The organism is Sulfurospirillum sp. (genome assembly GCF_036802865.1).
Taxonomy (GTDB): domain Bacteria; phylum Campylobacterota; class Campylobacteria; order Campylobacterales; family Sulfurospirillaceae; genus Sulfurospirillum.
Genome location: NZ_DAIRVK010000004.1, coordinates 24,375 through 49,260, shown reverse-complemented (window position 1 = coordinate 49,260; position 24,886 = coordinate 24,375). Strand labels below are relative to the sequence as shown.

22 protein-coding genes are annotated in these 24,886 nt (G+C 38.4%); 10 read left to right on the top strand and 12 right to left on the bottom strand.

Annotated elements, in window-relative coordinates; genetic code table 11:
* Positions 1-29: 29 nt before the first annotated feature.
* Together V7Q04_RS09435 and V7Q04_RS09430 are read left to right on the top strand one after the other, a co-directional pair.
* The gene (locus V7Q04_RS09435; protein WP_333804774.1) at positions 30-653 is read left to right on the top strand and encodes a pseudaminic acid biosynthesis-associated methylase; all 624 of its coding nucleotides are present in this window, start codon (positions 30-32) and stop codon (positions 651-653) included.
* Between the two features lies 1 nt (position 654).
* Positions 655-2,658: a motility associated factor glycosyltransferase family protein gene (locus V7Q04_RS09430; RefSeq protein ID WP_333804773.1), complete on the top strand. Its 2,004-nt coding sequence runs from the start codon at positions 655-657 to the stop codon at positions 2,656-2,658.
* Positions 2,659-2,743: 85 nt separating this feature from the next.
* Here the strand turns inward: V7Q04_RS09430 and V7Q04_RS09425 are convergent, their stop codons facing one another.
* Entirely contained in the window at positions 2,744-5,161 is a 2,418-nt protein-coding gene (locus V7Q04_RS09425) for a flagellin N-terminal helical domain-containing protein (RefSeq protein WP_333804772.1), read from the bottom strand.
* A 160-nt stretch (positions 5,162-5,321) separates the two neighbouring features.
* On the opposite strand from V7Q04_RS09425, the gene topA reads away from it, so the two are divergent.
* The 3 genes from topA to V7Q04_RS09410 all read left to right on the top strand — a co-directional run bounded on the left by topA (position 5,322) and on the right by V7Q04_RS09410 (position 9,722).
* The gene (gene topA, locus V7Q04_RS09420; RefSeq protein ID WP_333804771.1) at positions 5,322-7,394 is read left to right on the top strand and encodes a type I DNA topoisomerase; all 2,073 of its coding nucleotides are present in this window, start codon (positions 5,322-5,324) and stop codon (positions 7,392-7,394) included.
* A 57-nt stretch (positions 7,395-7,451) separates the two neighbouring features.
* The gene (locus V7Q04_RS09415) at positions 7,452-8,297 is read left to right on the top strand and encodes a biotin synthase (protein ID WP_333804770.1); all 846 of its coding nucleotides are present in this window, start codon (positions 7,452-7,454) and stop codon (positions 8,295-8,297) included.
* A gap of 141 nt (positions 8,298-8,438) precedes the next feature.
* Complete coding sequence (locus V7Q04_RS09410) at positions 8,439-9,722, top strand: citrate synthase (RefSeq protein WP_333804769.1); 1,284 nt, start codon at positions 8,439-8,441, stop codon at positions 9,720-9,722.
* A gap of 43 nt (positions 9,723-9,765) precedes the next feature.
* Here the strand turns inward: V7Q04_RS09410 and V7Q04_RS09405 are convergent, their stop codons facing one another.
* From V7Q04_RS09405 to recA, 4 genes are read right to left on the bottom strand one after another with little or no spacing between them, the layout of a single operon-like run.
* Positions 9,766-10,494: an AMIN domain-containing protein gene (locus V7Q04_RS09405; protein ID WP_333804767.1), complete on the bottom strand. Its 729-nt coding sequence runs from the start codon at positions 10,492-10,494 to the stop codon at positions 9,766-9,768.
* A 12-nt stretch (positions 10,495-10,506) separates the two neighbouring features.
* A complete protein-coding gene (locus V7Q04_RS09400; protein WP_333804766.1) occupies positions 10,507-10,779 on the bottom strand; it encodes a septum formation initiator in 273 nt (90 codons plus the stop codon).
* Entirely contained in the window at positions 10,776-12,047 is a 1,272-nt protein-coding gene (gene eno / locus V7Q04_RS09395; protein WP_333804765.1) for a phosphopyruvate hydratase, read from the bottom strand. The genes V7Q04_RS09400 and eno overlap by 4 nt, the downstream gene beginning before the upstream one ends.
* Entirely contained in the window at positions 12,044-13,081 is a 1,038-nt protein-coding gene (gene recA, locus V7Q04_RS09390; protein WP_198133102.1) for a recombinase RecA, read from the bottom strand. The genes eno and recA overlap by 4 nt, the downstream gene beginning before the upstream one ends.
* A 157-nt stretch (positions 13,082-13,238) precedes the next feature.
* Here recA and V7Q04_RS09385 point away from each other — a divergent pair, with 157 nt between their 5' ends.
* From V7Q04_RS09385 to V7Q04_RS09370, 4 genes are read left to right on the top strand one after another with little or no spacing between them, the layout of a single operon-like run.
* The gene (locus V7Q04_RS09385) at positions 13,239-14,102 is read left to right on the top strand and encodes a menaquinone biosynthesis family protein (RefSeq protein ID WP_333804764.1); all 864 of its coding nucleotides are present in this window, start codon (positions 13,239-13,241) and stop codon (positions 14,100-14,102) included.
* Between the two features lie 11 nt (positions 14,103-14,113).
* Positions 14,114-14,380: a flagellar biosynthesis protein FliQ gene (gene fliQ, locus V7Q04_RS09380; protein WP_333804763.1), complete on the top strand. Its 267-nt coding sequence runs from the start codon at positions 14,114-14,116 to the stop codon at positions 14,378-14,380.
* On the top strand, positions 14,381-15,160 hold the full coding sequence (locus V7Q04_RS09375) for a UDP-N-acetylmuramate dehydrogenase (RefSeq protein ID WP_333804762.1): 780 nt from the start codon (positions 14,381-14,383) through the stop codon (positions 15,158-15,160).
* Positions 15,161-15,172: 12 nt separating this feature from the next.
* Positions 15,173-15,868 (top strand): SDR family NAD(P)-dependent oxidoreductase, encoded by a 696-nt coding sequence (locus V7Q04_RS09370; protein WP_333804761.1) that lies wholly within the window; start codon positions 15,173-15,175, stop codon positions 15,866-15,868.
* A 4-nt stretch (positions 15,869-15,872) separates the two neighbouring features.
* On the opposite strand, the gene tsaD is transcribed toward V7Q04_RS09370, so the two are convergent.
* Genes tsaD through V7Q04_RS09350 form a run of 4 tightly spaced genes read right to left on the bottom strand, consistent with a single transcriptional unit; the run spans position 15,873 to position 21,156 of the window.
* A complete protein-coding gene (gene tsaD / locus V7Q04_RS09365; RefSeq protein ID WP_333804760.1) occupies positions 15,873-16,874 on the bottom strand; it encodes a tRNA (adenosine(37)-N6)-threonylcarbamoyltransferase complex transferase subunit TsaD in 1,002 nt (333 codons plus the stop codon).
* Positions 16,875-17,621, bottom strand: a complete 747-nt coding sequence (locus V7Q04_RS09360; RefSeq protein WP_333804759.1) for a M15 family metallopeptidase — start codon at positions 17,619-17,621, stop codon at positions 16,875-16,877.
* Positions 17,622-17,653: 32 nt separating this feature from the next.
* Positions 17,654-20,539 (bottom strand): cache domain-containing protein, encoded by a 2,886-nt coding sequence (locus tag V7Q04_RS09355; RefSeq protein ID WP_333804758.1) that lies wholly within the window; start codon positions 20,537-20,539, stop codon positions 17,654-17,656.
* A gap of 23 nt (positions 20,540-20,562) precedes the next feature.
* Positions 20,563-21,156 carry an FmdE family protein gene (locus V7Q04_RS09350; RefSeq protein ID WP_333804757.1) on the bottom strand — a complete coding sequence of 198 codons (594 nt, stop codon included), beginning with the start codon at positions 21,154-21,156 and terminating at the stop codon, positions 20,563-20,565.
* Between the two features lie 102 nt (positions 21,157-21,258).
* Here V7Q04_RS09350 and V7Q04_RS09345 point away from each other — a divergent pair, with 102 nt between their 5' ends.
* On the top strand, positions 21,259-21,870 hold the full coding sequence (locus V7Q04_RS09345) for a class I SAM-dependent methyltransferase (protein WP_333804756.1): 612 nt from the start codon (positions 21,259-21,261) through the stop codon (positions 21,868-21,870).
* On the opposite strand, the gene V7Q04_RS09340 is transcribed toward V7Q04_RS09345, so the two are convergent.
* From V7Q04_RS09340 to V7Q04_RS09330, 3 genes are read right to left on the bottom strand one after another with little or no spacing between them, the layout of a single operon-like run.
* On the bottom strand, positions 21,867-22,409 hold the full coding sequence (locus V7Q04_RS09340; RefSeq protein ID WP_333804755.1) for a hypothetical protein: 543 nt from the start codon (positions 22,407-22,409) through the stop codon (positions 21,867-21,869). The two genes, V7Q04_RS09345 and V7Q04_RS09340, sit on opposite strands and share 4 nt — an antisense overlap.
* On the bottom strand, positions 22,406-23,527 hold the full coding sequence (locus tag V7Q04_RS09335) for a metallophosphoesterase (protein ID WP_333804753.1): 1,122 nt from the start codon (positions 23,525-23,527) through the stop codon (positions 22,406-22,408). Before V7Q04_RS09335 ends, V7Q04_RS09340 begins: the two co-directional genes overlap by 4 nt.
* 15 nt (positions 23,528-23,542) lie before the next feature.
* The gene (locus V7Q04_RS09330) at positions 23,543-24,874 is read right to left on the bottom strand and encodes an alanine/glycine:cation symporter family protein (RefSeq protein ID WP_333804752.1); all 1,332 of its coding nucleotides are present in this window, start codon (positions 24,872-24,874) and stop codon (positions 23,543-23,545) included.
* Between the last annotated feature and the right edge of the window lie 12 nt (positions 24,875-24,886).

Below are 24,886 nucleotides of genomic sequence, written 5' to 3'. Positions count from 1 at the left end.
AAATTAAATAATCATGAATGGATGGAACAATGAAAGAATATAAAACCGAGCAGGAAAAATTTTGGGCAGGCGAATTTGGGAACAATTACATCCAAAGAAACAACGACAAAGAGATTATTGCAGCCAATATTGCGCTCTTTGCCAAAATATTTTCAAGAACACCTCACATATCTTCCATTATTGAATTTGGCTCAAATATAGGGCTTAATATACACGCCATTAAACAACTGTTGCCACAAGCAGAGCTTAGCGCAATCGAGATTAATCAATCTGCCGTCGAGCAACTTAACGCCATTAATGGTCTTTCTATTTACCATCAATCCATTTTAGATTTTACATGTGAAAAACAAAGAGATCTTGTTTTTATCAAAGGTGTTTTGATTCATCTTGATCCCAATGTGCTCTCTACGGTTTATCAAAAGCTCTATGAATCTTCTAGCCGTTACGTTTGCCTTGCAGAATATTACAATCCAACTCCTGTTGAAATTCCTTATCATGGGCATCAAGACAAATTATTTAAAAGAGATTTTGCAGGTGAAATGATGGATTTATACCCCGATCTTAAACTTATTGATTACGGCTTTTGCTATCACCGTGACCCTGCCTTTACGCAAGGCGATATCACATGGTTTTTAATGGAAAAGAACAATTAATATGGAAAATATAGAGCAAAGAGCACTTAAAACATTTCAAAAAAACTTAGCCTATTTTGAGACGCACCACAAAGCAGTATATGATCAAATCACCCTCTTAAACACGCTTATTGAAGAAGGACATTATACAGAGCAGTATTCATTAGAGTATAAAGAAGGTTATTTCGATGTCTATGAACTCTCTTCTAATGAATATCTGTACAATGAGAATAGCTTCGAAAGTGCACAAAGAGTTATCAATGCCTACAATCTTAAAAAAACAGGTGGCGTTTTTAAAGCTCAAAAATTTTGTGAAGCGAGTGATGAACAAGCAGAAATGATTGATAAAAGTGAACTCTCTTTTCATAATGCACTTTGGTCAACGATTAAAATTATTAACTACACAAAAAAATATGCTTCTGATGAAATGCATATGGTTAGATCAAACAAAATTATTTTTCTGGGTATCGGATTAGGGCTTTATATTCAAGGTATGCTTCAAAAGCTCAACCCAAGAGTTGTTTTTATCAAAGAACCCAATCTTGAGATTTTTAGGCTCTCTTTATTTGTAACAGACTACGAAGAAGCTTTAAAAGAATGTATTGTCTATTTTTCTCTAACCGATGATGAATTGCAAGAAAGAGAAGTTTTTCTCGAGTTCTTAAATATAGGGAATAACCATAACCTCAATATCAAACATGTTCCTTTTAGACTTAACTACCAAAGTGAACTCCAAAGGCTTCAATCCCATGTACTTTCACAAGATTTTATAAACTATGGTTATAGTGCTCTTCTATTACGTTACATTGACTCACCGCTATATCTTGCTCAAAACTATGCATTTATGAATATCATGACACACTACCATGGGAGAGAAGGCAATATCTTTAGTCAAAAACCTGTTCTTATGTTTTTCTCAGGTCCATCCGCTTCAAAAAATATCGAATGGCTTAAACTGTATCGAGATAAATTTATTGTTGTATCAGCGCTTTCAACATGCAAATTGTTACATTCGCATGGGGTAAAACCAAATATCATTGTGCATATCGATCCAGGCGAGAACAGTGCATTGTTATTTAAAGGGCTCGATGCAGAAAACTATTTTGACGATGTTCTAGCCATACTTGCATCCAATGTAGACAAACACACAGTCAACAAATTTCCTAAAGAAAATATCTATTTTATTGAACAAGGCACAGAATATAAAAAAGGATTTGGTTATTTTTCAGCACCAAGCGTTGGAGAATATACTTTAGGTCTGATGTTAGTGTTAGGAATTTCAAATATGTATATGCTCGGTGTAGATTTGGCACTTGACCCAGAAACCTTACAAACACATGGCGATCATCATCCGTACCAAGCAACAGGAATAATTGACAATCAAAATGCTTCTATGGATCCTAATAGCTCTGTCATTTATGTCAAAGGCAATTTTCTTAAACAAATTCCAACCCAATATGGTTATAAACTATCGATAGAACAAGCTGATTTTTTTATTGAACGATTAAAAAAAGAACATCATCACATTTACAATCTTAGTAACGGAGCATATATACAAGGCTGTGAACCTTTGCAAATAGATACCTATCCATGGGAAAAACTAGAGACTTTGACATATTCCACGATTCAATCACAAGTTTCTGAATTTTTTCATTCTATTTCAGAAGCCAATTTCAACGCACAAGATCGCGCACAAATTAATTATCAAATTAATGAAGCAAAAAAGCTTGAAAAACTCATTAAGAATTTTCAAAAAAAAGAGTTTATTAACGCTACAGAATATCTTGAGAAACTAGCAAGGCTTTCGTGGATTTTGGGTGACCAAGAAAATAGAACAGGCTCTAACCTAGCAGAAGTTTATTACCAATATTTTCAAATCATTTTGAGTTATATCTATGATCTTTTCAATACTCAAGAGCTTAAGCATCCAGAAAAGCACATTGTGCCACTCAATACATTACTTGTTCAACAACTACTTAAAATTTCAGGGCTTTATATCTCAAAATTAGAAAGTTTTTTGAAGTAATAAAAAAAGCCCAAGTCATAAACAATATAACTTGGGCTTGAGGTATATAAGGCTGCTTAGCAGCCTTATAGCTTACGCTACTCTACTATTGAAGTAGTTTAAGTACGTTTTGTTGTACAGAGTTAGCTTGGCTCATCGCATAACTTCCTGACTGAGCAAGAATGTTAAATTTAGAGAAGTTAGCAGACTCTGAAGCAAAGTCAACATCACGAATACCAGACTCAGCACTCTTAACGTTTACTTGAGTTACTGAGATGTTATTGATCGTTGAAGTGATTTGATTTTGAACAGAACCTAAATCTGAACGAATCGTATCAAGGTTTGTCATCGCAGCACTTACAGTATCAATCGCTTTCATAGCGCCTTCAAGCGTTGTAACATCAATTTTGGATAAATCAGAGAACTCTGTTGAGCCTAATTTAACGCTATCTTGTCCACCATTCACATTTTCTGCAATCGTTGAATTTCCTTTGATTACAGCATTTGTACCTGATGTACCTTTGATCATAGTAAAGTCATCAGTTACATTTACAGTACCCGTTAATGTAACATCCGTACCTAATACTGTACCCGCTTTGATTCCAGGGCCATTTCCACTGCCTACTTGTTGCGCAGTAAGGTCTTGATTGATAACAGTGCCTGCTTTGAGAACAGTACCTGTAGATAAGATTGAATTCGCTTTAATGACCATATCTCGATTAAGCGTAACGTCACCAGCTGTTTGAACGGAAGCACCTAATGTAGACTCTTCTTTAATCACAGTACCAGTTCCTAAAATAGACGTACCTGCCACTTTAGAATCTCTGGTTGTAGTCATCGCTGCTTCAATAGCAACTTTATCACCGATAATACTACCAGCTTTCATGGTACTACCACTATTAAGGATAGACTCATTTTTAACAACCATATCTTGTGATGTTGTTACCGTACCACTGATTTGGAAGTTTGCACCTAACGTTGTACCCGCTAATAGTTTACTACCAGAGAAAATAGTAGCATTTGGACTTAACGTATCCACTGTCATTAACATATCTTTTGAAAGTGTAACTGTTTGAGACAGCGTAAGGTCAGTATGAAGTACTGTACCTGCTTTGTAAAGTGTTGTACCGTTTGTAATATCTTGTTGAAGTGTTGTACCTGCATCTAAGACAGAACCTGTTGCTAAAGTAGATCCTGCTTTAATAAGCATATCACTACTTAAAGTCGTTCCGCGAACATTAACAGTTGCGCCTAGTGTTGTTCCTTTACTGATGGTAGAACTATCGGTAATAGTTGAACCAGCAACAACTGTAGTATCTGCTGTTGCACTAAAGTTGACACCTGTATTTGTATAATCAGCACCTAGTTCAGTACCAGCTGCTAATGTACTACTAATTACAATAGTAGAACCTGATTTCAAGATAGAGTCATCCACCGTTGTAACAGTTGCATTGGTTGTAAGATCTTCACCTACCGCAGCACCCATTTTTGAACCAGTAATTTGGAATGTAGAAGAACCTGCTTGAACTACTTCAAGGTGACCTACTGTACTAAGACTTTTACCTGTGCTTGTAGTAACACCTGAAAGATCACCCTCAACGTTGATAGCGCGTCCATCAGATGATGAAAGTGTAAGTTTACCATCAGCTGTTTTCGTTGCAGTAACGCCAGTTGAAGTTGATTTGCTGTTAATAGCATTTAACAATGTTCCTTGGCTATCATTTGCTGAAACATTGATAGAACCAATATTAACACCATTGATAGCAAAGTCTGACCCTGTAGTACCTGCTTTTATAGCCTCTGTAGTAGAACTTACAACAGCTTTAGCTGTAATACCTGTTTCAGCACTGTTTTTGTTAATAAGATCTGCCAATTTCCCCATACCATTTTCTGGGTCGTTGTTCATTTTCAAATTAACCGCTTCTAGCTTAATTTCAGTACCACTTTGAGCACTTTTAAGTGTTAATTGGTTTTCACCAAGCTGAGCAACAGTGAGTGTAGCACGGCTTGTTTGTCCAATTTGGCTTGTCTCAGCAGAAGTAATAGAAGCCTTGATTGTCTCATTTGCATTCGCACCCACTTGGAATTCTTTGTTGGTAAAGGTACCAGAAAGAAGTTTTTGACCATTGAACGATGTTGTTTTAGCAATGTTGTTCAAGTTCTCAAGTAGACGGCTAATGTCTTTTTGAATTGCCAAACGGCTATTTGCAGTTTGACCATCAGATGCAGCTTGTACAGATTTAGTCTTGATAGTATCAAGAATATTTGAGTACTCACTAAGTGCACCATCCGCAGTTTGGATCAAACCAATTGCATCGTTACCATTAGAGACAGCTTGACCAAGTGAACTTGCTTGCGCACGAAGTGAGTTCGCAATTGCAAGACCAGATGCATCATCTGCAGCTTTGTTGATACGAAGACCTGAAGACAATTTAGCAAGTGCATTGTCCATGTTTCTGTTGTTGACTGCGGCACTTGTTTGTGCAGTAAGTGACGCAACGTTTGTGTTAATACGGAAACCCATGATAAATCCTTTTATCTTTTGTATTTCGCAGGCATCCTTGCCTTTGATAAAAACAAGATCGGAGCCTTGCAAAAAAACTTTAATCCAAACAACAATTTTTAAAAAGATTTTTTTTTAGATAGAATACTCAAAAATGTTTACATATAAAGATGGAAAAGAATTGAAAAATCTCATTATTGTCGAATCCCCGACTAAAGCAAAAACGATTAAGAATTTTTTAGGTAAAGACTATACTGTTGTCGCATCTAAGGGACATATCCGAGATCTTCCCAAAAGTAGTTTTGGTATTAAGATCGATAACCAAACTTTTATTCCTGAGTATCGCATACCCAAAGATCATGCAGCGGTAGTTAAAGAGATCAAAGATCTTGCAAAAGTTGCTGATCAAGTCTATATCGCGACCGATGAGGACCGTGAGGGAGAAGCGATTGGTTTTCATATCGCAACAGCTATCGGTAAAGACCCCCAATCGCTTCCACGTATTGTCTTTCACGAAATTACGAAAAATGCGATCACCCATGCGCTTGAAAATCCTAGAGTTTTAGATGCAAGTAGTATTAATGCGCAACAAGCACGACGTCTGCTAGATCGAATCGTTGGGTATAAACTCTCACCACTTCTTTCGTCAAAAATTCAAAAAGGACTCAGCGCAGGACGTGTTCAGTCTTCAACACTTAAAATTGTTGTGGATCGTGAAAAAGAGATCCGCGCGTTTAAAGAAGAAGAGTTTTGGAGTATAGATGCCCTTTTCAATAAAACCATTGAAGCGTCTTTGGTTGAATTTTCAAATGAAAAAATTGAAAAAATGACCATCACAAATGGTGAACGAGCCCATTTGATCAAAGATAAACTTTTACAAGAGAGCTTTAAAGTAGCACTTTTGGAGAAAAAAGAACGCGAGAGTTCACCGAGCCCTTCTTTTATGACATCAACGCTACAACAAAGTGCTTCGAGTGCACTTGGCTATTCACCTAAAAAAACGATGATGCTCGCACAAACCCTTTATGAAGGTGTAAAAACGCATCAAGGTGTTATGGGTGTTATTACGTATATGAGAACAGACTCTTTAAATATTTCTAAAGAAGCCATTGAGGCTGCTCGTGATCAAATCAAAAAAAATTATGGCGCTGCTTATCTTCCTGAAAAGCCACGCTTTTATGCCAATAAATCCAAAAGTGCACAAGAAGCGCACGAAGCCATTCGCCCTACTATCTTAGAGTTTACCCCTCAAATCGCTCAAGAGTATCTTAAACCTGATGAGCTTAAACTCTATACACTTATATACAACCGCTTCTTAGCGTCACAAATGAACAATGCACGTTTTGAGTCACAAACGCTTATGTTTGAAAGTAACAGTGGTAAATTTAAGGCAAGTGGACGAAAACTTCTTTTTGATGGTTTTTATAAAGTTTATGGCGACAATGATAAAGACAAACTTTTACCAGACCTCGCCCTTGGTCAAGAAGTTCAGCTTACAAAAATTGATGCAAACCAACACTTTACAGAGCCACCATCACGTTATTCTGAAGCAAGTTTGATTAAAAAATTAGAAAGTTTAGGTATCGGACGTCCATCCACCTATGCTCCAACGATCTCGGTTCTGACAGCACGTGATTACATCACGATTGAAAAAAAGCAACTTATTCCAAGTGAAATAGCTTTTAGTGTTACCGAGCTTTTGGAAAAACACTTCCCTCAAATTGTTGATTCATCTTTCACTTCCACAATGGAAGAGACACTAGATTTAATCGCTGAAGATAAAGAAAACTGGCAAACAACCTTATGGAATTTTTACGAACCATTTGAAAAGCAAGTAAGCGCGGGAAAAACAAACATTGAAAGTCAAAAAGTCATTGTCTTTACGGGTGAAATGTGTCCAGACTGTGGCAAAGAGCTTGTTAAACGAAAAGGTCGCTTTGGGGAGTTTATCGCATGCAGTACTTACCCTACCTGCAAATACACCCAAAACCTTAAAAAAGTAAGTGAAACAGCGCCTAAAGAAAAAATTACACTCGCCGTTCCATGTCCTGAATGTGGTGGACCTATCTTAGAGCGTAGTTCACGCAGAGGAAAATTCTTTGGCTGTGGGAACTATCCAAAATGTAAATTTATCTCCAACCACGAACCAACCGATAAAAAATGTCCAGAATGTGACTACATTATGGCAAAACGAGAACTTCGCAAAAAAGAGATCTACGAATGCATTAAATGCAAACACAAAGAGGAAGCTTAACGCTCTCCTCTTACTTCTCTCTTCTAAAATTATACCAATAACAAGGATTATTGAACAATGAAAAAATCAATTTTTTTATGTGCCATTTCAAATATCTCTAGCGGAAGCTGTCCTGAAGATTGTGGATTTTGTACCCAAAGTGCCCGTCATCATGCCGATATAGAACGTTACAAATATAAACCTGTTGAACAAATTGTTTTCGAAGCTAAAAATGCTACGAACAATGGTGCTATTGGTTTTTGTCTCGTGACATCAGGATTAGGACTGGATGATAAAAAGCTGGCTTTTGTCTGCGAAGTGGCACGCGCCGTTAAAGCGGAGCTTCCTGATCTCAATTTAATTGCATGCAATGGCATCGCTAGTGTCGAACAACTTCGTACACTTAAAGAGGCTGGGGTCAACTCTTATAACCATAATTTAGAGTGTTCTCAAAACTTTTATGACAAAATCTGCACCACCCATTCATGGGAGAGTCGTTACCAAACCTGTCTCAATGCTAAAGAAGCTGGGCTATCTTTATGCAGTGGAGGGATTTTTGGACTTGGTGAAAGTAAAGAAGAGAGATCTGCATTTATACAAAGTGTAAAATCCCTCAGCCCAGACACCATGCCCCTAAATTTTTACATTCACAATCCTGCCTTACCTCTCAAAGCTGCGCCTTTAAGTGAAGAAGAAGCGCTTGCAATTATTACTGAAGTAAGAGCTGCCCTTCCAAATACACGACTGATGATCGCAGGTGGACGTGAAACGACTTTTACAAGCAAAGAGTGTGATATTTTTGCAACAGGTGCCGATGCTATCGTTATTGGTGACTATCTGACAACCAAAGGGGAGCTTCCAACAAAGGATCGTGAGATGATTCAACGTTTAGGCTACGAGATCGCAACAACCTGTCATGCGTAGCAGTTTTACTGCTACGCTCTACCTAAAACTTTCAAACTAACTTTTTTAATATTCTTCTCTCTAATATAATAATGCTTACAATTTATTAAGCGTGCAAAACAAAATTTGATATAATATTTTATTATTTAATAAAGGATGCGTATGAGTAAAGAGTCAGTTACCCTTATCGACAATCGTACGGGCAAAGAGTATGAGTTTCCGATCCTCAAGTCAACGATGGGACCTGATGTTATAGATATTGCAACACTCTATGGCACTACAGGAATGTTTACACTTGATCGTGGATTTACATCTACAGCAAGCTGTCGTTCACGTATCACCTATATCGATGGTGACATTGGTAAATTAATGTATCGTGGTTACGATATTGCTTATTTAGCAACGAAGAAGTCATTTTTAGATACGGCTTTTTTACTTTTACATAAAGAACTCCCCAATAAAGATGAATATAAAAACTTCTTGGCAGAACTGAAAAAACGCTCTTTTATTCATGAAAGTATGCGTAAACTCTTCGATGCATTCCCTGATAATGCCCATCCAATGGCAATTTTATCGGCTGCTGTTTCAGCGCTTTCCGCGTTTTATTTTGATCACCTTGATATGGATTCACCTGAACAAGCTAAAGAGATGGCACATCGCATTATTGCTAAAATCCCAACGATTGCAGCTTTTTCGTACCGCTACTCTCAAGGTTTACCGATTATCTATCCTGATTTAGATAAAGGTTTCACTGAAAACTTTTTATACATGATCAGAGGTTATCCTCATCATCATATTGATCTAAAGCCAATTGAAGTAAAAGCACTCGATACTATCTTTACACTGCATGCAGACCATGAACAAAATGCGTCAACAACTGCTGTTCGTGTTGTTGCTTCAACCCATGCACATCCTTATGCAGCCATAAGTGCAGGCATTGGTGCGCTCTGGGGTCGTGCACATGGTGGCGCTAATGAGTCTGTTATTCGCCAACTTGAACTTATTGGAAGTGTTGACAATGTTGATAAATTTATTGCAAAAGCTAAAGATCCAGAAGATCCATTCAGATTGATGGGATTTGGACACAGAGTTTATAAAAACTTTGACCCACGTGCAACGATTTTAAAAAATCTTCAAAAACAATTGGTCAATGAGCTTTCAATTGATAGCGAATTAATGGCTGTAGCACACCGTATTGAAGAGATTGCACTGAATGATGAGTACTTTATCAAACGTAAACTCTATCCAAATATCGACTTCTATTCAGGATTAATTCTCCAAGCATTAAAGATTCCAAAAGAGATGTTTGCGGTAATTTTTGTTATTGGTAGAACACCTGGATGGATTGCTCAATGGATTGAGCTTAAAGAACAACCTGATATGAAGATTGCACGTCCTCGTCAACACTATCTTGGACCACTAGAGCGTACGCCAAAGTTTGACTAATGGCTTCTTTACATGTAAGGATTTTCCTTACATGTATCTCTCTTTACTTCAATTTAATAATATAACCACCATTAAATGGCTGCAAATCATAACGATAATGCCCATCGAGTAAAATCGCAATACGGTAAAATCCATCATGTGTTCCCAATGTTGCAGAAACAAAAGAGGCTTTTTTAAACTCTATCATTTTGGTTACATAAGCACTCTTCTCTTTTTTAAAATCAATAACTACTTTATATGGATCTGCGATGAGAAAGTCTCGCATTTTGCTATCTTTCGTAAAAACAGTAATTTCATTTTGATTTATATAGAAAGAGATCTCTTCGTTAAGTTTAAAGGTATTATCGACACTTACATTTGGAGCAATAGCCGTTGTTACAATTTTTTCCTCTTTAACAATAGAGGCTGGGGAGACTTTTTTCTCAGCAGTTTTTTTTGTTTCAGGAACAGCAATAGAGGTTGATATTGGAGTAGTCGCATTCGTATCTGTTGTCTGGCTTAAAATCAGTGGTGCATGCCAATCAACATTTTGCTCGATGGCAACAATCTCTTCGCTAATAGAACCATCTAAATTTTGAAAAGTCACAGAAGCACTTTTTAAAATACGTGCACTACTAGGAAGATTTAATGATGTCGTGCTAAAATCTGTTCTTTCATCTTTAATTTGTGTAGCTTTACCAGCAGTTTGAGGAGATATACCTGTCTCGAAAGGATTTTCTCTCGCCTCTATAATCACGGCAAGAGATAGAAAAAGCCAAAGAATCTTCTGCATCTGTTCTCCTTATTATCTATCGGGGTCCAATTGTCGTAATTCAAAATACTCTTTTTGTAACACAGCATTCTCATCTTTGAGACTTTTGATTTTTGAAGTCAAGGTATCTTTATCGGATTGGAGGTTTAAAAGAACATCCAGTGAACTTTTACCAAATAAAACATCGCCTATATATAAGCCAAATCCAACGACTACAGCAACTAACGATAAAATTTTAAGATAAAAGAGAGCAGATCGCCCACTCTCTTCGGCTTCATCGTCAAATTCATCTAAAACGTCACTCATTTAGTAAAGAGTTGTTTTCCTATGTACTCGCCAAGCTCAAGCTCTTTATCAATCTCTAATAAACGATTGTATTTAGCTGTTCTCTCTCCACGTGCAGTTGCACCCGTTTTGATTTCACCTGTGTTAAGTGCCACTGCAAAATCAGCGATAAATGCATCTTCACTCTCACCACTTCTATGACTCATAACGCATTTATAATTATTGCGTTGTGCAAGACGCACTGTTCTCATCGTTTCAGTAACAGTTCCAATTTGATTTGGCTTGATTAAGATCGCATTACCGACACCTTTAGCGATACCTTCCGCTAAGATTTTCTCATTGGTAACAAAAAGATCATCACCTACAAGTTGAACTTTTGTGCCAAGTTTTTCAGTCAAGAGTTTCCAGCCAGCCCAGTCATCTTCACTTAAACCATCTTCAATAGAGACAATAGGATATTTTGCACAAAGATTTTCGTAGTACGCAACAAGTTCAGCACTGCTCAATGTTCTCTTTTCTGATTCAAGTTTATAGCCACCTTCACACACAAGTTCGCTACTTGCGACATCCAGTGCAATAGCAATATCAACGCCAGGTTTATATCCAGCTTTTTCAATTGCTTGCATAATCACTTTAATCGGTTCTTCATTGTCTTTGAGGTTTGGAGCAAAGCCACCTTCATCACCAAGAGCTGTACTCTCGCCCATACCTGCAATGATTTTTTTAAGTTGGTGATAAACCTCAACACACGATCTTAGTGCATCTCCAAAATTTTCAAAGTTAAGAGGCATAATCATATATTCTTGAAAATCAACGCTGTTATTGGCATGGCTTCCACCATTGATGATGTTAAACATAGGCGTTGGAAGTGTCATGGCATTACTGCCTCCAAGGTAACGATAAAGTGGAACACCAAGGCTAAGTGCAGCAGCGCGCGCTACAGCCATAGAAACACCCAATACTGCGTTTGCACCTAAACGACCATAATTGTCTGTGCCATCCAATTTTTTCATTGCTTCATCAATTGCAGCTTGATTAAATGGGTTAAGTCCAATCAATTCATCAGAAATTTCAGTGTTAACATTTTCACATGCTTTAAGAACACCTTTGCCCATGTAACGACTGTCTGCATCTCTTAGCTCTAAGGCTTCTCTTTTACCTGTACTTGCACCACTTGGTACGATAGCGCTGGCACACGTGCCATCACTAAGCGTTACTTTTGCACGTACCGTTGGATTGCCACGACTGTCGAGTACTTCGTCTGCTGCAATATCTTCAATATAGATCATTCATCTTCCTTTATCTCATCGGCACCACATGTCATGACCATTGCATTGCCACCGATTGCTTGTTTGATTTTATCTTCAATTTCTAACGCTAACTCTTTGTTTTCTTTCAAAAATGCTTTCACATTTTCTCTTCCTTGTCCCAGTTTTGTTTCATTGTAACTAAACCAAGCACCACTCTTATCGATGATGTCAAGTTTGACACCATAATCGACCATTTCGCCCTCTTTTGAAATTCCTTCGCCGAACATAATATCAAACTCTGCTTGACGAAACGGAGGAGCCACTTTATTTTTAATGACTTTTGCTTTAACTCTGTTACCAATCTGCTCTTCACCTTGTTTCAGTGTCGCAATTTTACGTACATCGATACGTACTGAAGCATAAAACTTCAAGGCATTACCGCCTGTTGTGGTTTCAGGTGAGCCATAACCCATCGTACCGATTTTCATACGAATTTGGTTAATAAAAATAACCGTCGTATTCATCTTGTGCACAACCGCTGTGAGTTTACGGAGTGCTTGACTCATAAGTCTTGCTTGAACACCCATGTGCGAATCGCCCATATCGCCTTCAATCTCACTCTTTGGTGTCAGTGCCGCTACCGAGTCAATAACAATAACATCCACCGCACCACTACGTGCTAGTGTCTCAACAATGTCAAGAGCTTGTTCACCAAAATCGGGTTGTGAAACCAAAAGATTTTCAATGTCAACACCTAGATTACCCGCATATTTTACATCAAGAGCATGCTCAGCATCAACAAAGGCGCAGATGCTACCTTTTGCTTGGGATTCTGCAATAATTTGAAGTGACAGTGTCGTTTTTCCTGAACTTTCAGGTCCATAAATTTCAATAATACGACCTTGTGGAATACCACCGATTCCAAGCGCAAGATCCAATCCAATAGAACCTGTACTGATTGAAGCAATTGGTTCCACAACTTTATCGCCAAGTCTTACAAGAGCACCTTTTCCAAACGCTTTGTCAATCTGCTTGATCGCTAAGTCAAGCGCTTTTCTTTTATTTTCATCGATTTGCATTGTAGTACCTCATTTATAGTGTTAATATTTTATCATTTTGAGCTTGAAAAAGCCCTTTGAAGCAATTCTATACAATTTATTTAGAAGCAGTTCAAAATATTTCAATATGTAATATGTTAAAATAATCCTAACACTTTTACAAGGATACTTTTTGAAAACGATTAGCGTAGCACATTCACCTGATGCAGACGATATTTTTATGTATTATGCCATCAAATTTGGTTGGGTGAGCACACAGAATCTTAGTTTTGAAAATATAGCCTTGGACATTGAAACGCTCAACCTTGAAGCCCTTAAAAACAGTTATGACATTACTGCGATTAGCTTTGCGCTTTATCCAAAAATTCGCAGTGAATATGCTCTTTTACGTACGGCGGTAAGCTTTGGCGAAGGTTATGGTCCTAAACTTGTAAAGAAAAAAGAGACGAAGCTTAAAAAGAATTTTAAAGTTGCCCTTAGCGGTACCCATACCACAAATGCTCTTCTTTTCAAAATCGCATATCCTGAAGCGCGTATTGTTTACAAAAACTTTTTAGAGATCGAACAAGCCGTTCTTGATAACGAAGTAGATGCTGGTGTTTTAATTCATGAGAGCATCCTTAATTTTAGTGATGAACTTGTAGTGGAGCGAGAACTCTGGGATATATGGAAAGAGCTTTGCCAAGCAGAACTTCCTTTACCTCTTGGAGGCATGGCGCTACGTCGTTCAATGCCAATTTTACGAGCAATTGACTGTGAAAATGCTCTGATTCAAGCGGTTGACATTGCCCATACCCATCAAGGACTTCTTTCAAAAATGCTTTTAGAACGTAATCTTGTTCGAGTGGACCAAGCAACACTCAAAAAATACCTTGGTCTCTATGCCAATGAAAACTCTATCGAGATGAGCGACATTCAGTATCAAGCGATTGATACACTTTTTGAAATCGGCTATAAACATGGTTTTTACGATCAACAAATTAAAGCATCTGACTATCTTATTCCTAAAGAATACGAAGCGTTGCGAAACAGCTAGAAAGGCATTTTATGGAAGCTAAACTCATTGGTCTGGGCGTCGAAACGTTTAAAATAGCGCTCTTACTTTCCATGCCTATGCTCATGGCTGGTCTTATTGCAGGTCTTGCCATTAGTATTTTTCAAGCGGTTACTCAAATCAATGAATCAACACTTAGTTTTGTACCCAAAGTTCTTATTACCATCGTTGTCGCCATCTTTACAATGCCGTGGATGATGAACATGATGATCGAGTTTACAACCCGCATGATCGAGCTTATTCCCTCATTTGTCTTTTAAATGACCAAATCCATTAATTTTTCGACCTATTCCAGCATTAAAATTGGTCCCGTACTGAATGTTTTACTGCTTGATACTATCATACCGCTGCCCCAAGATTATAAACTCATTGGTGGAGCAAACAACCTTTTAGTTAGCCCTACTCCACCTCCTTTGGCGATGTTAGATAAATCTTTTGACTTCATTTATCTTGAAGGTACTGTTTTACACATAGGTGGTGCAACACCCAGTGGGAAAATCCTCTCTTTTGCCAAAAAACACGATCTTGCAGGTTTTGAGCTGATGCAAAAACTCCCCGGAACATTGGGTGGCATGGTGGCTATGAATGCAGGACTTAAAACGTGGGAAATTTTCAATGACCTCATCGCCATTCGCACCGAAAAAGGGTGGATAAAAAAAGAATCCATCGAACATGGCTACCGCTTCGCTAGAATCGAAGGCATTGTCTATGAAGCGACCTTTGCTTGCAAAAGTGGTTTTGATACAAATCTACTCGCCATGTTTAAAAAAATGCGTGACAATCAACCCAAAGAGCCTAGTGCAGGGAGTTGTTTTAAAAATCCTGTGGGACACTTTGCAGGTCAGCTCATTGAAGAGGCTGGCTTTAAAGGCAAGCAAGTGGGGAATATGATGTTCAGCAATGTTCATGCCAACTTCTTAGTCAATCTTGGAGGCGGTACTTACGAGGAAGCCATTGAACTTATCTCCGCTGTCAAAGAAGAGGTTTTAAACCAATTTGGTGTGAGACTTGAAGAAGAGATTATTATTTTAAAACAATAAAAGGGAACATTCATGCGCAAAACTGTTTTAATTACGGGTGGCAATAAAGGCATAGGTCTTGAAGTAACAAAGGCATTTTTAGCATTGGACTGTGACGTCATTATCCTTGCCCGTGATTTTAAAAATTTTGAATTATCAACACATCCGCATATTAAAACTATCCTATTTGATTTAGTGCACGTTAATGCTATTTCCGCACTTATCGACTCGCTTCCACCCATCGATATTCTTATCAATAATGCTGGAGTGATGTATTCAATCCCTTACCAAAATTATGGAAATGCCCAAATTAATACCATGCTTAAAGTCAACCTTGAAGCACCTGTGAAATTAATGGAAGAAGTGGCAAAAAATATGCTGAAAAAAAGTGGGCGTATTGTCAACAACACCTCTATTGCAGGGCAGATTGGACATCCTGATGTTTGGTATGGCATAACCAAAGCAGGGCTTATCAATGCCACAAAAAGCTTCTCAAAAATCTTTGAAGGCAAAATTATTGTCAATGCAGTTGCACCAAGTCCTGTCGCAACGGACATGCTCAACACCATTCCACCCGCACGTCAAGAAGCTTTTTTAAAATCCGTCATTTCAAAGCGATTTGCAGAGCCTGAAGAAATTGCCAAAACGATTGTTTGGCTTGCGACAGAATCACCTGAGTACATTAATGGTACGGTGATTGATATTAACAACGGATCTTTCCCACGCTAAAAAATTAAAAGAAAATATCCTTTGAAGAGCTACGCACTTTCAAATCAGCGAGGCTAACGAATGCTTTTTGAGCATAAGCCTCTACTGCACATCTTCCTATCATAGCTGCATTGTCAGAGCAAAATTCCATTTTTGCAGTGTGCAACTTCGCTTTTTTTGAGCTACAAAAAGCTTCAAGTTCGCGGCGTAAGTAGAGATTTGCACTCGCACCACCCACTACTCCAAAATGCTCAACTGCACGCTCTTTGTATGCTTTTTTAATCTTTTGCATCAGATGGGCAACCGCAACACGTTGAAATGAAGCGCAGATGTCACAAAGGGTTTGTTCATCCATATTTTCTTGCGCTTCAATGCAGAGCCTCACTTGATTTTTAAGTCCTGAATAGCTAAAAGCAAGTAAAGATGAGGACGTTCCTTGAAGAGGAATGGTAAAATCGAACCGCTTGGCATCGCCTCTTTTAGCATAACTTTCGATAATAGCACCCGCAGGATAGGGAAGCCCAAGCATTTTACCCACTTTATCGAAACTCTCGCCAAAGCTGTCATCCATCGTCGTTGCAAGAAGTTTTATCTCTTCCAAACTCTTTACATGTAAAAGCTGTGTATGCCCACCAGAAACGAGCAAAACATCCATCGGAAAGCGTGTTTCATCTTCGATAAACAAAGAGCAGATGTGACCTTTAAGGTGATTGATTCCAAGAAGAGGGAGATTCAGCGCAACACTCAGCGCTTTTGCCATGCTAACACCCTCAACGAGTGTGACCGAAAGTCCAGGTTCATTCGTCACAGCGATGGCTTTAAGCTCCATAAAATAAGACTTTGTCTCTTCAAGTATTTTAGGAAGCGTCACCGCATGCAAACGTGCCGCAAGTTCGGGTACAACGCCACCATACTGCGCATGTTCGGCATCTTGGGATATTTTTTTATGAAACAGGAGTTTTGCGTCACTTATGCGTGTGATAGCGATAGAGCTATCATCGCAACTACTTTCAATGCTTAATATCATCTATACAATTTTCACATGCCAAGGCTCAAACCTGACACCATCACCGTTTCCAATCGTATAACGCATAGAGACATAAGAGAGTCTTTGTAAATTCCAAAACTCTTCTGTACGTGCAAAATTAGCTGTAAAATTTTGGTGTCCCCACCCTTTTTTACCCACATCAAAATCACCGATTGAGTGATAAGAATACGCAGGGGGAACCAAAGAACGTGCTGCGACGGTAATATTTCCATGTTCGCTTTTAATTTTATCGAGATGAAGAGATAGTTGTTTCATGGTCGCACGTACACCTGAAGTTAAGATGATCGTTTTCCCTACATCGTGCATAATCCCAAGTAAAAGCTCATGAGAACGTCCACGATAGACATAATGCCCCGTACCTTCAATTTTAATAACATCTTTTTCACTAACAACGTCGCTCAAATTTTCAACTGTGCGTTTGCCATAAAAGCCATAAATAGCAGGATCCGTGTAAAATACTTCTTCAATATAAGCCGTCTCAGTAGGAGTGAATGCCCCAATTTTAGGAAAATTTTTAGCAATTTTTAGAGTTTCATCAAATGAAATTAGATTAAATTTGGCATATCCAACAGTATTTTCAACCATTTCAAGCTTTTTAATAACAGATTCAAAAACAGCTTTTTGTTCTTCTTTAAGCCAAATATCGGGGTGTTTTAGCTCATCTGCTTGCGCAAGACTCCCTGTAAGTGTAGCCCCCATTAATCCTAAAAAATCTCTTCGTCTCATTGCTTTGCCCTATTTAAACATTTTCAGTGTGATTATAACATGTGTGCTTGATTTTTTAATAAGAGTTCCGCATCTTCAGCACGCACCGGTTTGCTAAAGAGATAACCTTGCATCAATTCACATCCATTACCGTAAATAAACTCTTTTTGTCCTGCTGTTTCAACACCTTCAGCCAGTACTTTAAGCCCAAGCCCTCGCCCAAGTTCAATGATAGTGCGCGCAATCGCACGATCTTCTTGACTGTCTTCTAAATTTTGTACAAAACTTTGGTCTATTTTGAGTTTTGTAATAGGCAGTTGTTTGAGGTATGCTAAGGAAGAGTGCCCCGTTCCAAAGTCATCAATGGAAATATCCACACCCAGTTCACGAAAGCGCTTTAGAAGGGCTATGGATTTGGAGGTGTCTTTCATAATAAACCGTTCTACAATCTCCATCTCGATCCACTCTGGTTTACACCCACTCTCACGTAAACTTTGGATCATAAAAGCTACCAAGTTAGCTGACTCAAGCTGTTTTCCTGCGATATTGATCGCCGTTTTGCCAGGATCCAAACCCATGTCATACCACGCTTTAATCTGGCGCATTACTTCGAGGATAACCCAACTACCAATATCAACAATCAGCTCACTCTCTTCTGCGATATGTATAAAATAGCCTGGAGCAGTAAGCCCACGGGTAGGGTGATTCCACCGAATTAACGCTTCAAAACCTACAATTTTATCCGTCTGAAGATTGATCTGAGGTTGATAAAAAACAACAAATTCATTGTTTTCCAACGCTTTGTGTAAACTTTTTTCCACTTCAAGATGTTCGTTGGTCTCTTGATTCATCTCTTGGTCAAAAAAGACATAGCGATTGCGGCCTTTAGACTTAGCTTTATACATCGCGATATCAGCATTTTTAAGCAATTTACTCGCTGTTTCACCATCATTGGGATAAACACTCACACCAATACTCATCGTGATCTTGAAGCTTTCATTGCCGAGTAAAAAAGGCTCTTGAAACGAAGAAACCAGCTTTTTAATGGCAATAAAAATATCGCTGACATCTTTACAGCCATCAAGCAGTACAATGAACTCATCACCACTCAGACGCGCTACGGTATCGGTTTCGCGAACACTGCCCCGCATACGCTGTGCAATCGTTTTTAAAAGCATATCCCCAGCATCATGCCCGAGAGAGTCATTAACACTTTTAAATTTATCAACATCTACAAACATGATACCAAGTACCTTGCCATCACGACTCGCTTTTTTGATTGATTGAGTAAGCCTGTCTTGCAAAAGATTACGATTGGGAAGTCCCGTAAGCGTATCATGTTCTATTTGATGCATGAGGAGTTTTTTCTGCTTTTTATTTTCCTCTTCTAACTCTTTTCGAATCGTAATATCTCTGACCGAACAGTGTTGGATGATACCTTTATCCATGCGAATGGTTGTCATCATAATACTGATCCAAAAAAGTGCTCCATCACAAGCGCGTGCTTGCCACTCAAATTTATGAATGCCCTGTTGCGAAGCAAGAGCATTCATCCAAAGTGCTTTTTCATACGAGCTTTGATCATCTGGTTGTAACTCAGGAGAGAGATCAGATAACGTTACATTAATCAACGCTTGTTTGTCTTTTGCCTTAAACATCTTGACAATGGCTTCATTACAATCGACAAAAATACCCTCTTTAAGAAGCCAAATACCATCGGCTGACTTTTGGTATAGCGTTTCAAAAACGAGTTTTTGCTCACGAATTTGTTTGTTACTAAGGAGCAAATGGTTCTCATAACGTGATAAAACAGAGCGCAATTTTGTTGAGATAAAAAACATAATGCCCATAACAAGGAGCATAATAATCAACGATACAGCAAGCATATTGATAATAGTTGATTGCATTTTGTTTTTCAATACTTGCTCTTGTTCTAAGAGTGCATTATTTTCTTCAGAAAGATAAGCCCCTGTGCCAATCACCCACTCGAACTGAGGAATCGGTCGAATAAAGGAGATTTTACTGCGATCTTGTGCTGTTGGATGATACGATGCCATATAACTCATAAAGAAACCCTCTAGGTTTCTCTTTCCACCTTCCACAATGTCTTTAATGATAAATTGACCATTTGTAGTTACATCAAGCCTATTTTTCCCAACCAAAGAGTTATCACCATGTGCGATCGTGTTACCTGCATAATCATAAGCAAAGATATAACCATATTCACCATATTTGGTATTGAGCAACAATTTCTGGGTCTCTTTTTTGACGCGGTCTCTTATTTCATCTTCATAACGGCCACTGCCAATAAAAATACCTAAAGGTTCAAAACGCTTTTGATAACCTATTTTTTTACGAGAGATATCATCTTTAGGATTTTGCCAACGCCATGTCGAAGCGAATGCCTCTTCTGTCTGAAAACGGGTAATGGCATTTTGAATAAAATACCGTCCAGAAGCATCTTGTGCATTGAAAAAGTTTTGTCCTTCCAGCTCTTTGTTCACACCATGCATGACGCAGATACCATGAAAGTCAAAAATATAATAATAGCCACTTAAATCATTGAAAAAACGTGTATCTCTCAGTTTACTTTTGATTTTTTCCAAAATCTTTTCGCGAGGAAGATTTGGGTTTTCGATGTAAATATCATTGATGATTTGATAGGCAAGATTGACAATATTTTTAATCTCATCTTTGGCTTCATTCATCACAAATTTTTCATTGTCATTGACGTAATCAATGAGTTTATCAATACGCTCTTGGGCTTGAGCTTTAGAGCGTTTTACATAAGCAATACGTGTATTTTCAAGTGACTTTTGATACTCAGCACGTTCTGCGGTAATAACAATAGCGAGCGTAATGGAGAAGGTAAGCAAAATGGCAAATGCTGGCAAAAAAACAATCCATCTGGTAATATTTTGTTTTTTTAAGCTCAGCAATGAACACTCCGGCTAAATTGGGTTTATTTTATAACTATTACTTTATCAAAATTTTCTAAAATTTGGGCTACCCTCTTCTGCCACATCTGTGAAAATGACGCTTTTTCTTCCTCATTGAGTATTCCAGTAAGTAGCTTTTTCATTAAAGGTTGCATCGCAGGTTCGATGATAATCGTTTGAGGATCATATGCCACATCTACAAAAGCGTTGGTATCAAGGCGCTTTATTCTTACCTGCAATGGTATATCTGCTTTAAAATGCATCAAATTTTTGCGGACATAGTTACCGCCTAAACCCTTAAAACCCCATGTATCTGTAGCGCCGGTAATCAGAGAAAAAGCATTGGCTATAACGCCTGTTGTGCCATCGTTTTGATTCTCTTTAAAAGAAATATCGATAGAGCCTCGCATTGGTAATTCATTTGGAAATAAGGCCTTGAGTCCTTCGCGAATCATCAGATAAGCTCCCGCCATTGTAGGACAACTATGTCCAGCACTTTTAACCACATCAAGGTAACCAAAAGTGATTGCGCCGTCTTCAAATGCACCCAAAACTTCTGAAAGTGGATCGTAGAGGGTAATGGTTTGGGTTGTATCAAAAAAAGCTGGATATTTCATAGTTACTCCTTGATTGAATGCGAAGATTGTAACGCAATTCAAAAAGGATGTCATTGATTTAAATTGTGTTACAATAAAAGTGAAAAAAGATGAAGGTGGCAGATGCAAGCATTTTGGAATAAAAAATTTCAAACAAAAAATTTCATCTATGGCGAAGCCCCAAACAATTTTATCAAAGAAAATACCGAACTCCTGCTAAGCGCTAAAAAAGTGATGTGTTTAGCTGAAGGAGAGGGTCGTAATGCCATTTATTTAGCTGACAAAGGGCTTGAAGTCGAAGCACTAGATATTTCAGATGTAGCACTGATGAAACTGCGTAGGCGTGCGAAAGAGTGTTACGTTTTTATTAAAACACGTCATACACGCATAGAGTATTGGGAGCCTGAAGAACTCTACGATGCCGTAATTTGTACTTACCTTCAGCTCCTGAAACAAAATCAAAAAATGCTTTTTGAAAAAGCGCTTCTAGCGCTTAAGCCTAATGGTTATTTTATTGCAGAACTTTTTAGTGAAAGTCAAATCCACTTTGAAAGTGGAGGACCTAAGAATAGTGCTTCACTCTATGACTTGAACGATATTCTTGACATCCTAAAACTTCTTCCATGTAAAGTGCACAAGCTAGCACAAGAAGTTGTGCTTCTCAATGAAGGGGATAAGCATATAGGGCGGGCAAGTGTCATTCGTATTATTTTACAAAAAATTGCACCAAATTAACGCCCAACTGTCCCATAATAACGACTTCGTTCAATATTTTCAACCCATTTATACGTAGGGTCATCTCCTAGTTTCGCCCAGTAAAGTGTTCCTGAATTTCGCCATGGATCGATCAAGACTCCGGTACGAAATGGCGCACCTTTGGCAACAACAACCACGGAATTATGCTCATCGAATTCACCCTTATTGGCAACACCCCAGCGCAAATCAAAACTTTGATACTTCAAACCTTTAAGATGGGTGATCATATCTTCACTCCATTGGTAGCAAAGACCTCGATCTTTAATTCCGGTGTTGATCAAAAAGTTATGAAATGTTGGAGGATAAACTAAGCCGTATCGCTCAGCTAAAATCTGTGGGTACAACAGCGCTTCATACGCAAACATACGTGCTTCTTGATAATCTATATCGTGCCCTAAACTGGTCAGTTCTGTGGTAAGTTGCTGTACTTTGTCAGGCGTTACTTGTAATGTTTCTTGCTTGACACTACATCCCCCAAGAAAAAGTGCAACAATGATAAGTGCTAAAAATGATTTCATACTTTGACTTTAAGAGTAAGTTTAACAATTTCACTTGGCGCCATAATGCGCACCGCAGGGCCCCAGTAACCAGCACCATTACTCACAAAAACTTGCGTGCGTTTTGAATGTTGGTAAAGACCGCTTAAATAAGGTTGATCCAAAAGCACCAAAAGACCAAATGGAAAAATCTGTCCACCATGCGTATGTCCTGAAAGGATAAGATCGATTTTTTCATCTTTCATCTCTTTAACAATTTTGGGCTGATGTGAAAGTAAAATGGTAGGTAACGCTGGTACGACATCTCGCAGAGCTTGCTTAAGATCAGGTGGTTCAAAATCAAAACGTCTTCCCATCATATCCATGACGCCTGCAAGGTTAATCGTTTCATTAATCACCATTGAGCGATTGGAAAGTACATGAATACCTAAAGATTTTACATGCTCCATAATTTTATGTACCCCGTAAAAATACTCATGATTTCCAGGTACATAGTACACACCCAAACGACTTTTAATTTCTTTCAAAGTATCCAATTTATTGCCAATTTGCTCCACTGGCATATCTACCAAGTCACCTGTAATAACAACAATATCTGCATTTAGGGTATTGATCTGTTTTACCATATCATCTATAAAGGCTTTGCCCAATGTCTTTCCGATATGCACGTCTGTAACCTGTACAATACACAGCTCTTTTTTAAGCCCTGAAATGTATACATCGACTTCTTTAATTATTGGTGCCTTCATACCATTGATAAACCCTTTGGTCATGTAAGAAAGCGCTAAAATGAGCATCGTCACATCAAAAACCATTTTGACAAACATACGCCTTGAATAATCATACGGTATTTTGGCGTAAGGAATATGAAATAAATCATAGATGATAGAGACACAAAAAAGCATAAAAGAGACGCCCAGCATTGCCGAGAAAAGTGAATAGAGCAAAGGATCAAGGTTGTCTAGGCGAAGGACTAAAAAGTAAAAGATTTCGCACAGTGTGATAAGAATCATCACACCTTTAATCACGCTCTGATATCTGAAAAAAAGATCCAAGCGCTTTAGAAAGCGCTTGTAACTGTAAAAATTGATAAGCATTAAAACAGCAATCGCTGCAAACGCAAAAGAGAGGCGAAACATGCTTCTGCTTTTTCCTTATTTAAGACTCTCAAAATAGCGCTTACTTTCTGACGAAATGACTTTCGAAAGCAAAAGAAGTGCTATAAGATTTGGAATTGCCATCAAACCATTGGTAAGATCAGAGAAGTTCCAAACAAACTCAAGTTTGAGCATTGAGCCCACCATCACACCTGCAATAAAAAGAACTCTGTACAGGCGAATGAAACGTTCACCAAAGATGTACTCAAATGCTTTTTCACCGTAATAACTCCATCCTAAAATGGTTGAATACGCGAACAATACAGTTGAAATAATAACAACAATTCCGCCAAAAGAGCCAAGATAGAGCTGAAAACTCTGCATGGTAATAGCACTTGGACTTACACCTTGCTGCCAAAATGGAGAAATCAAAATAATAAGCGCTGTCATCGTACACACAACCAATGTATCAATAAATGTTTGTGTCATACTGACTAAAGCTTGGCGTACGGGGTCATTTGTTTTAGCTGCTGCTGCTGCTATTGGTGCTGAACCAAGACCAGATTCATTAGAGAAAACACCCCTCGCGACACCGTAACGAATAGCGGCTGCCATTGTTGCACCAACAAATCCACCACCTGCCGCAATAGGATTAAATGCATGGTAAAAGATGAGGCTAAAGGCGTCACCTAATTTATCAATATTCATTGCTAAAATAACAAGCGAAACTGAAACATAGACAAGAATCATAAATGGAACAAGAAATGAGGTAAAGTTACCGATCGATTTAATACCACCTAAAATAACCACAGCAGTTAATGTTAAAAGAACCACGCCTGTAATCCATGTTGGGATTGCCATTTCTGTATATAAAATTTGAGCAACAGCATTCGCTTGGGTCATGTTACCAATGCCAAACGCAGCAATAGCCGTAAAAATAGCAAATGCCATACCCAACTTTGGCATTTTAAGACCATAAGTGAGGTAGTACATTGGTCCACCTTTAAAACCGTGATGATGCCCACGTTGACGATACTTGACAGCTAAAACAGCTTCCGAATACTTCGTCGCCATTCCCACAAGTCCTGTCATCCACATCCAAAAAACAGCCCCAGGTCCGCCCAAAGCAATTGCTGTTGCAACACCGACAATATTACCAATCCCCACTGTTGCGGCAAGTGCCGTCATAAGCGCTGCAAAGTGACTGATTTCACCCTCTCCATCATGCTCTTTATGAAAAATTAGCTTCATCGCATGCGGTAGTGCCCAAAACTGCATACCCCGTAAAATAATTGTTAAATAAAGTCCCGTTCCTACCAATAACACTAACATTGGAGCACCCCAAACAATGCCTGAAAGGGTTGCTACCAATTTTTCAATCAATTCCATCTATCTTCCTTA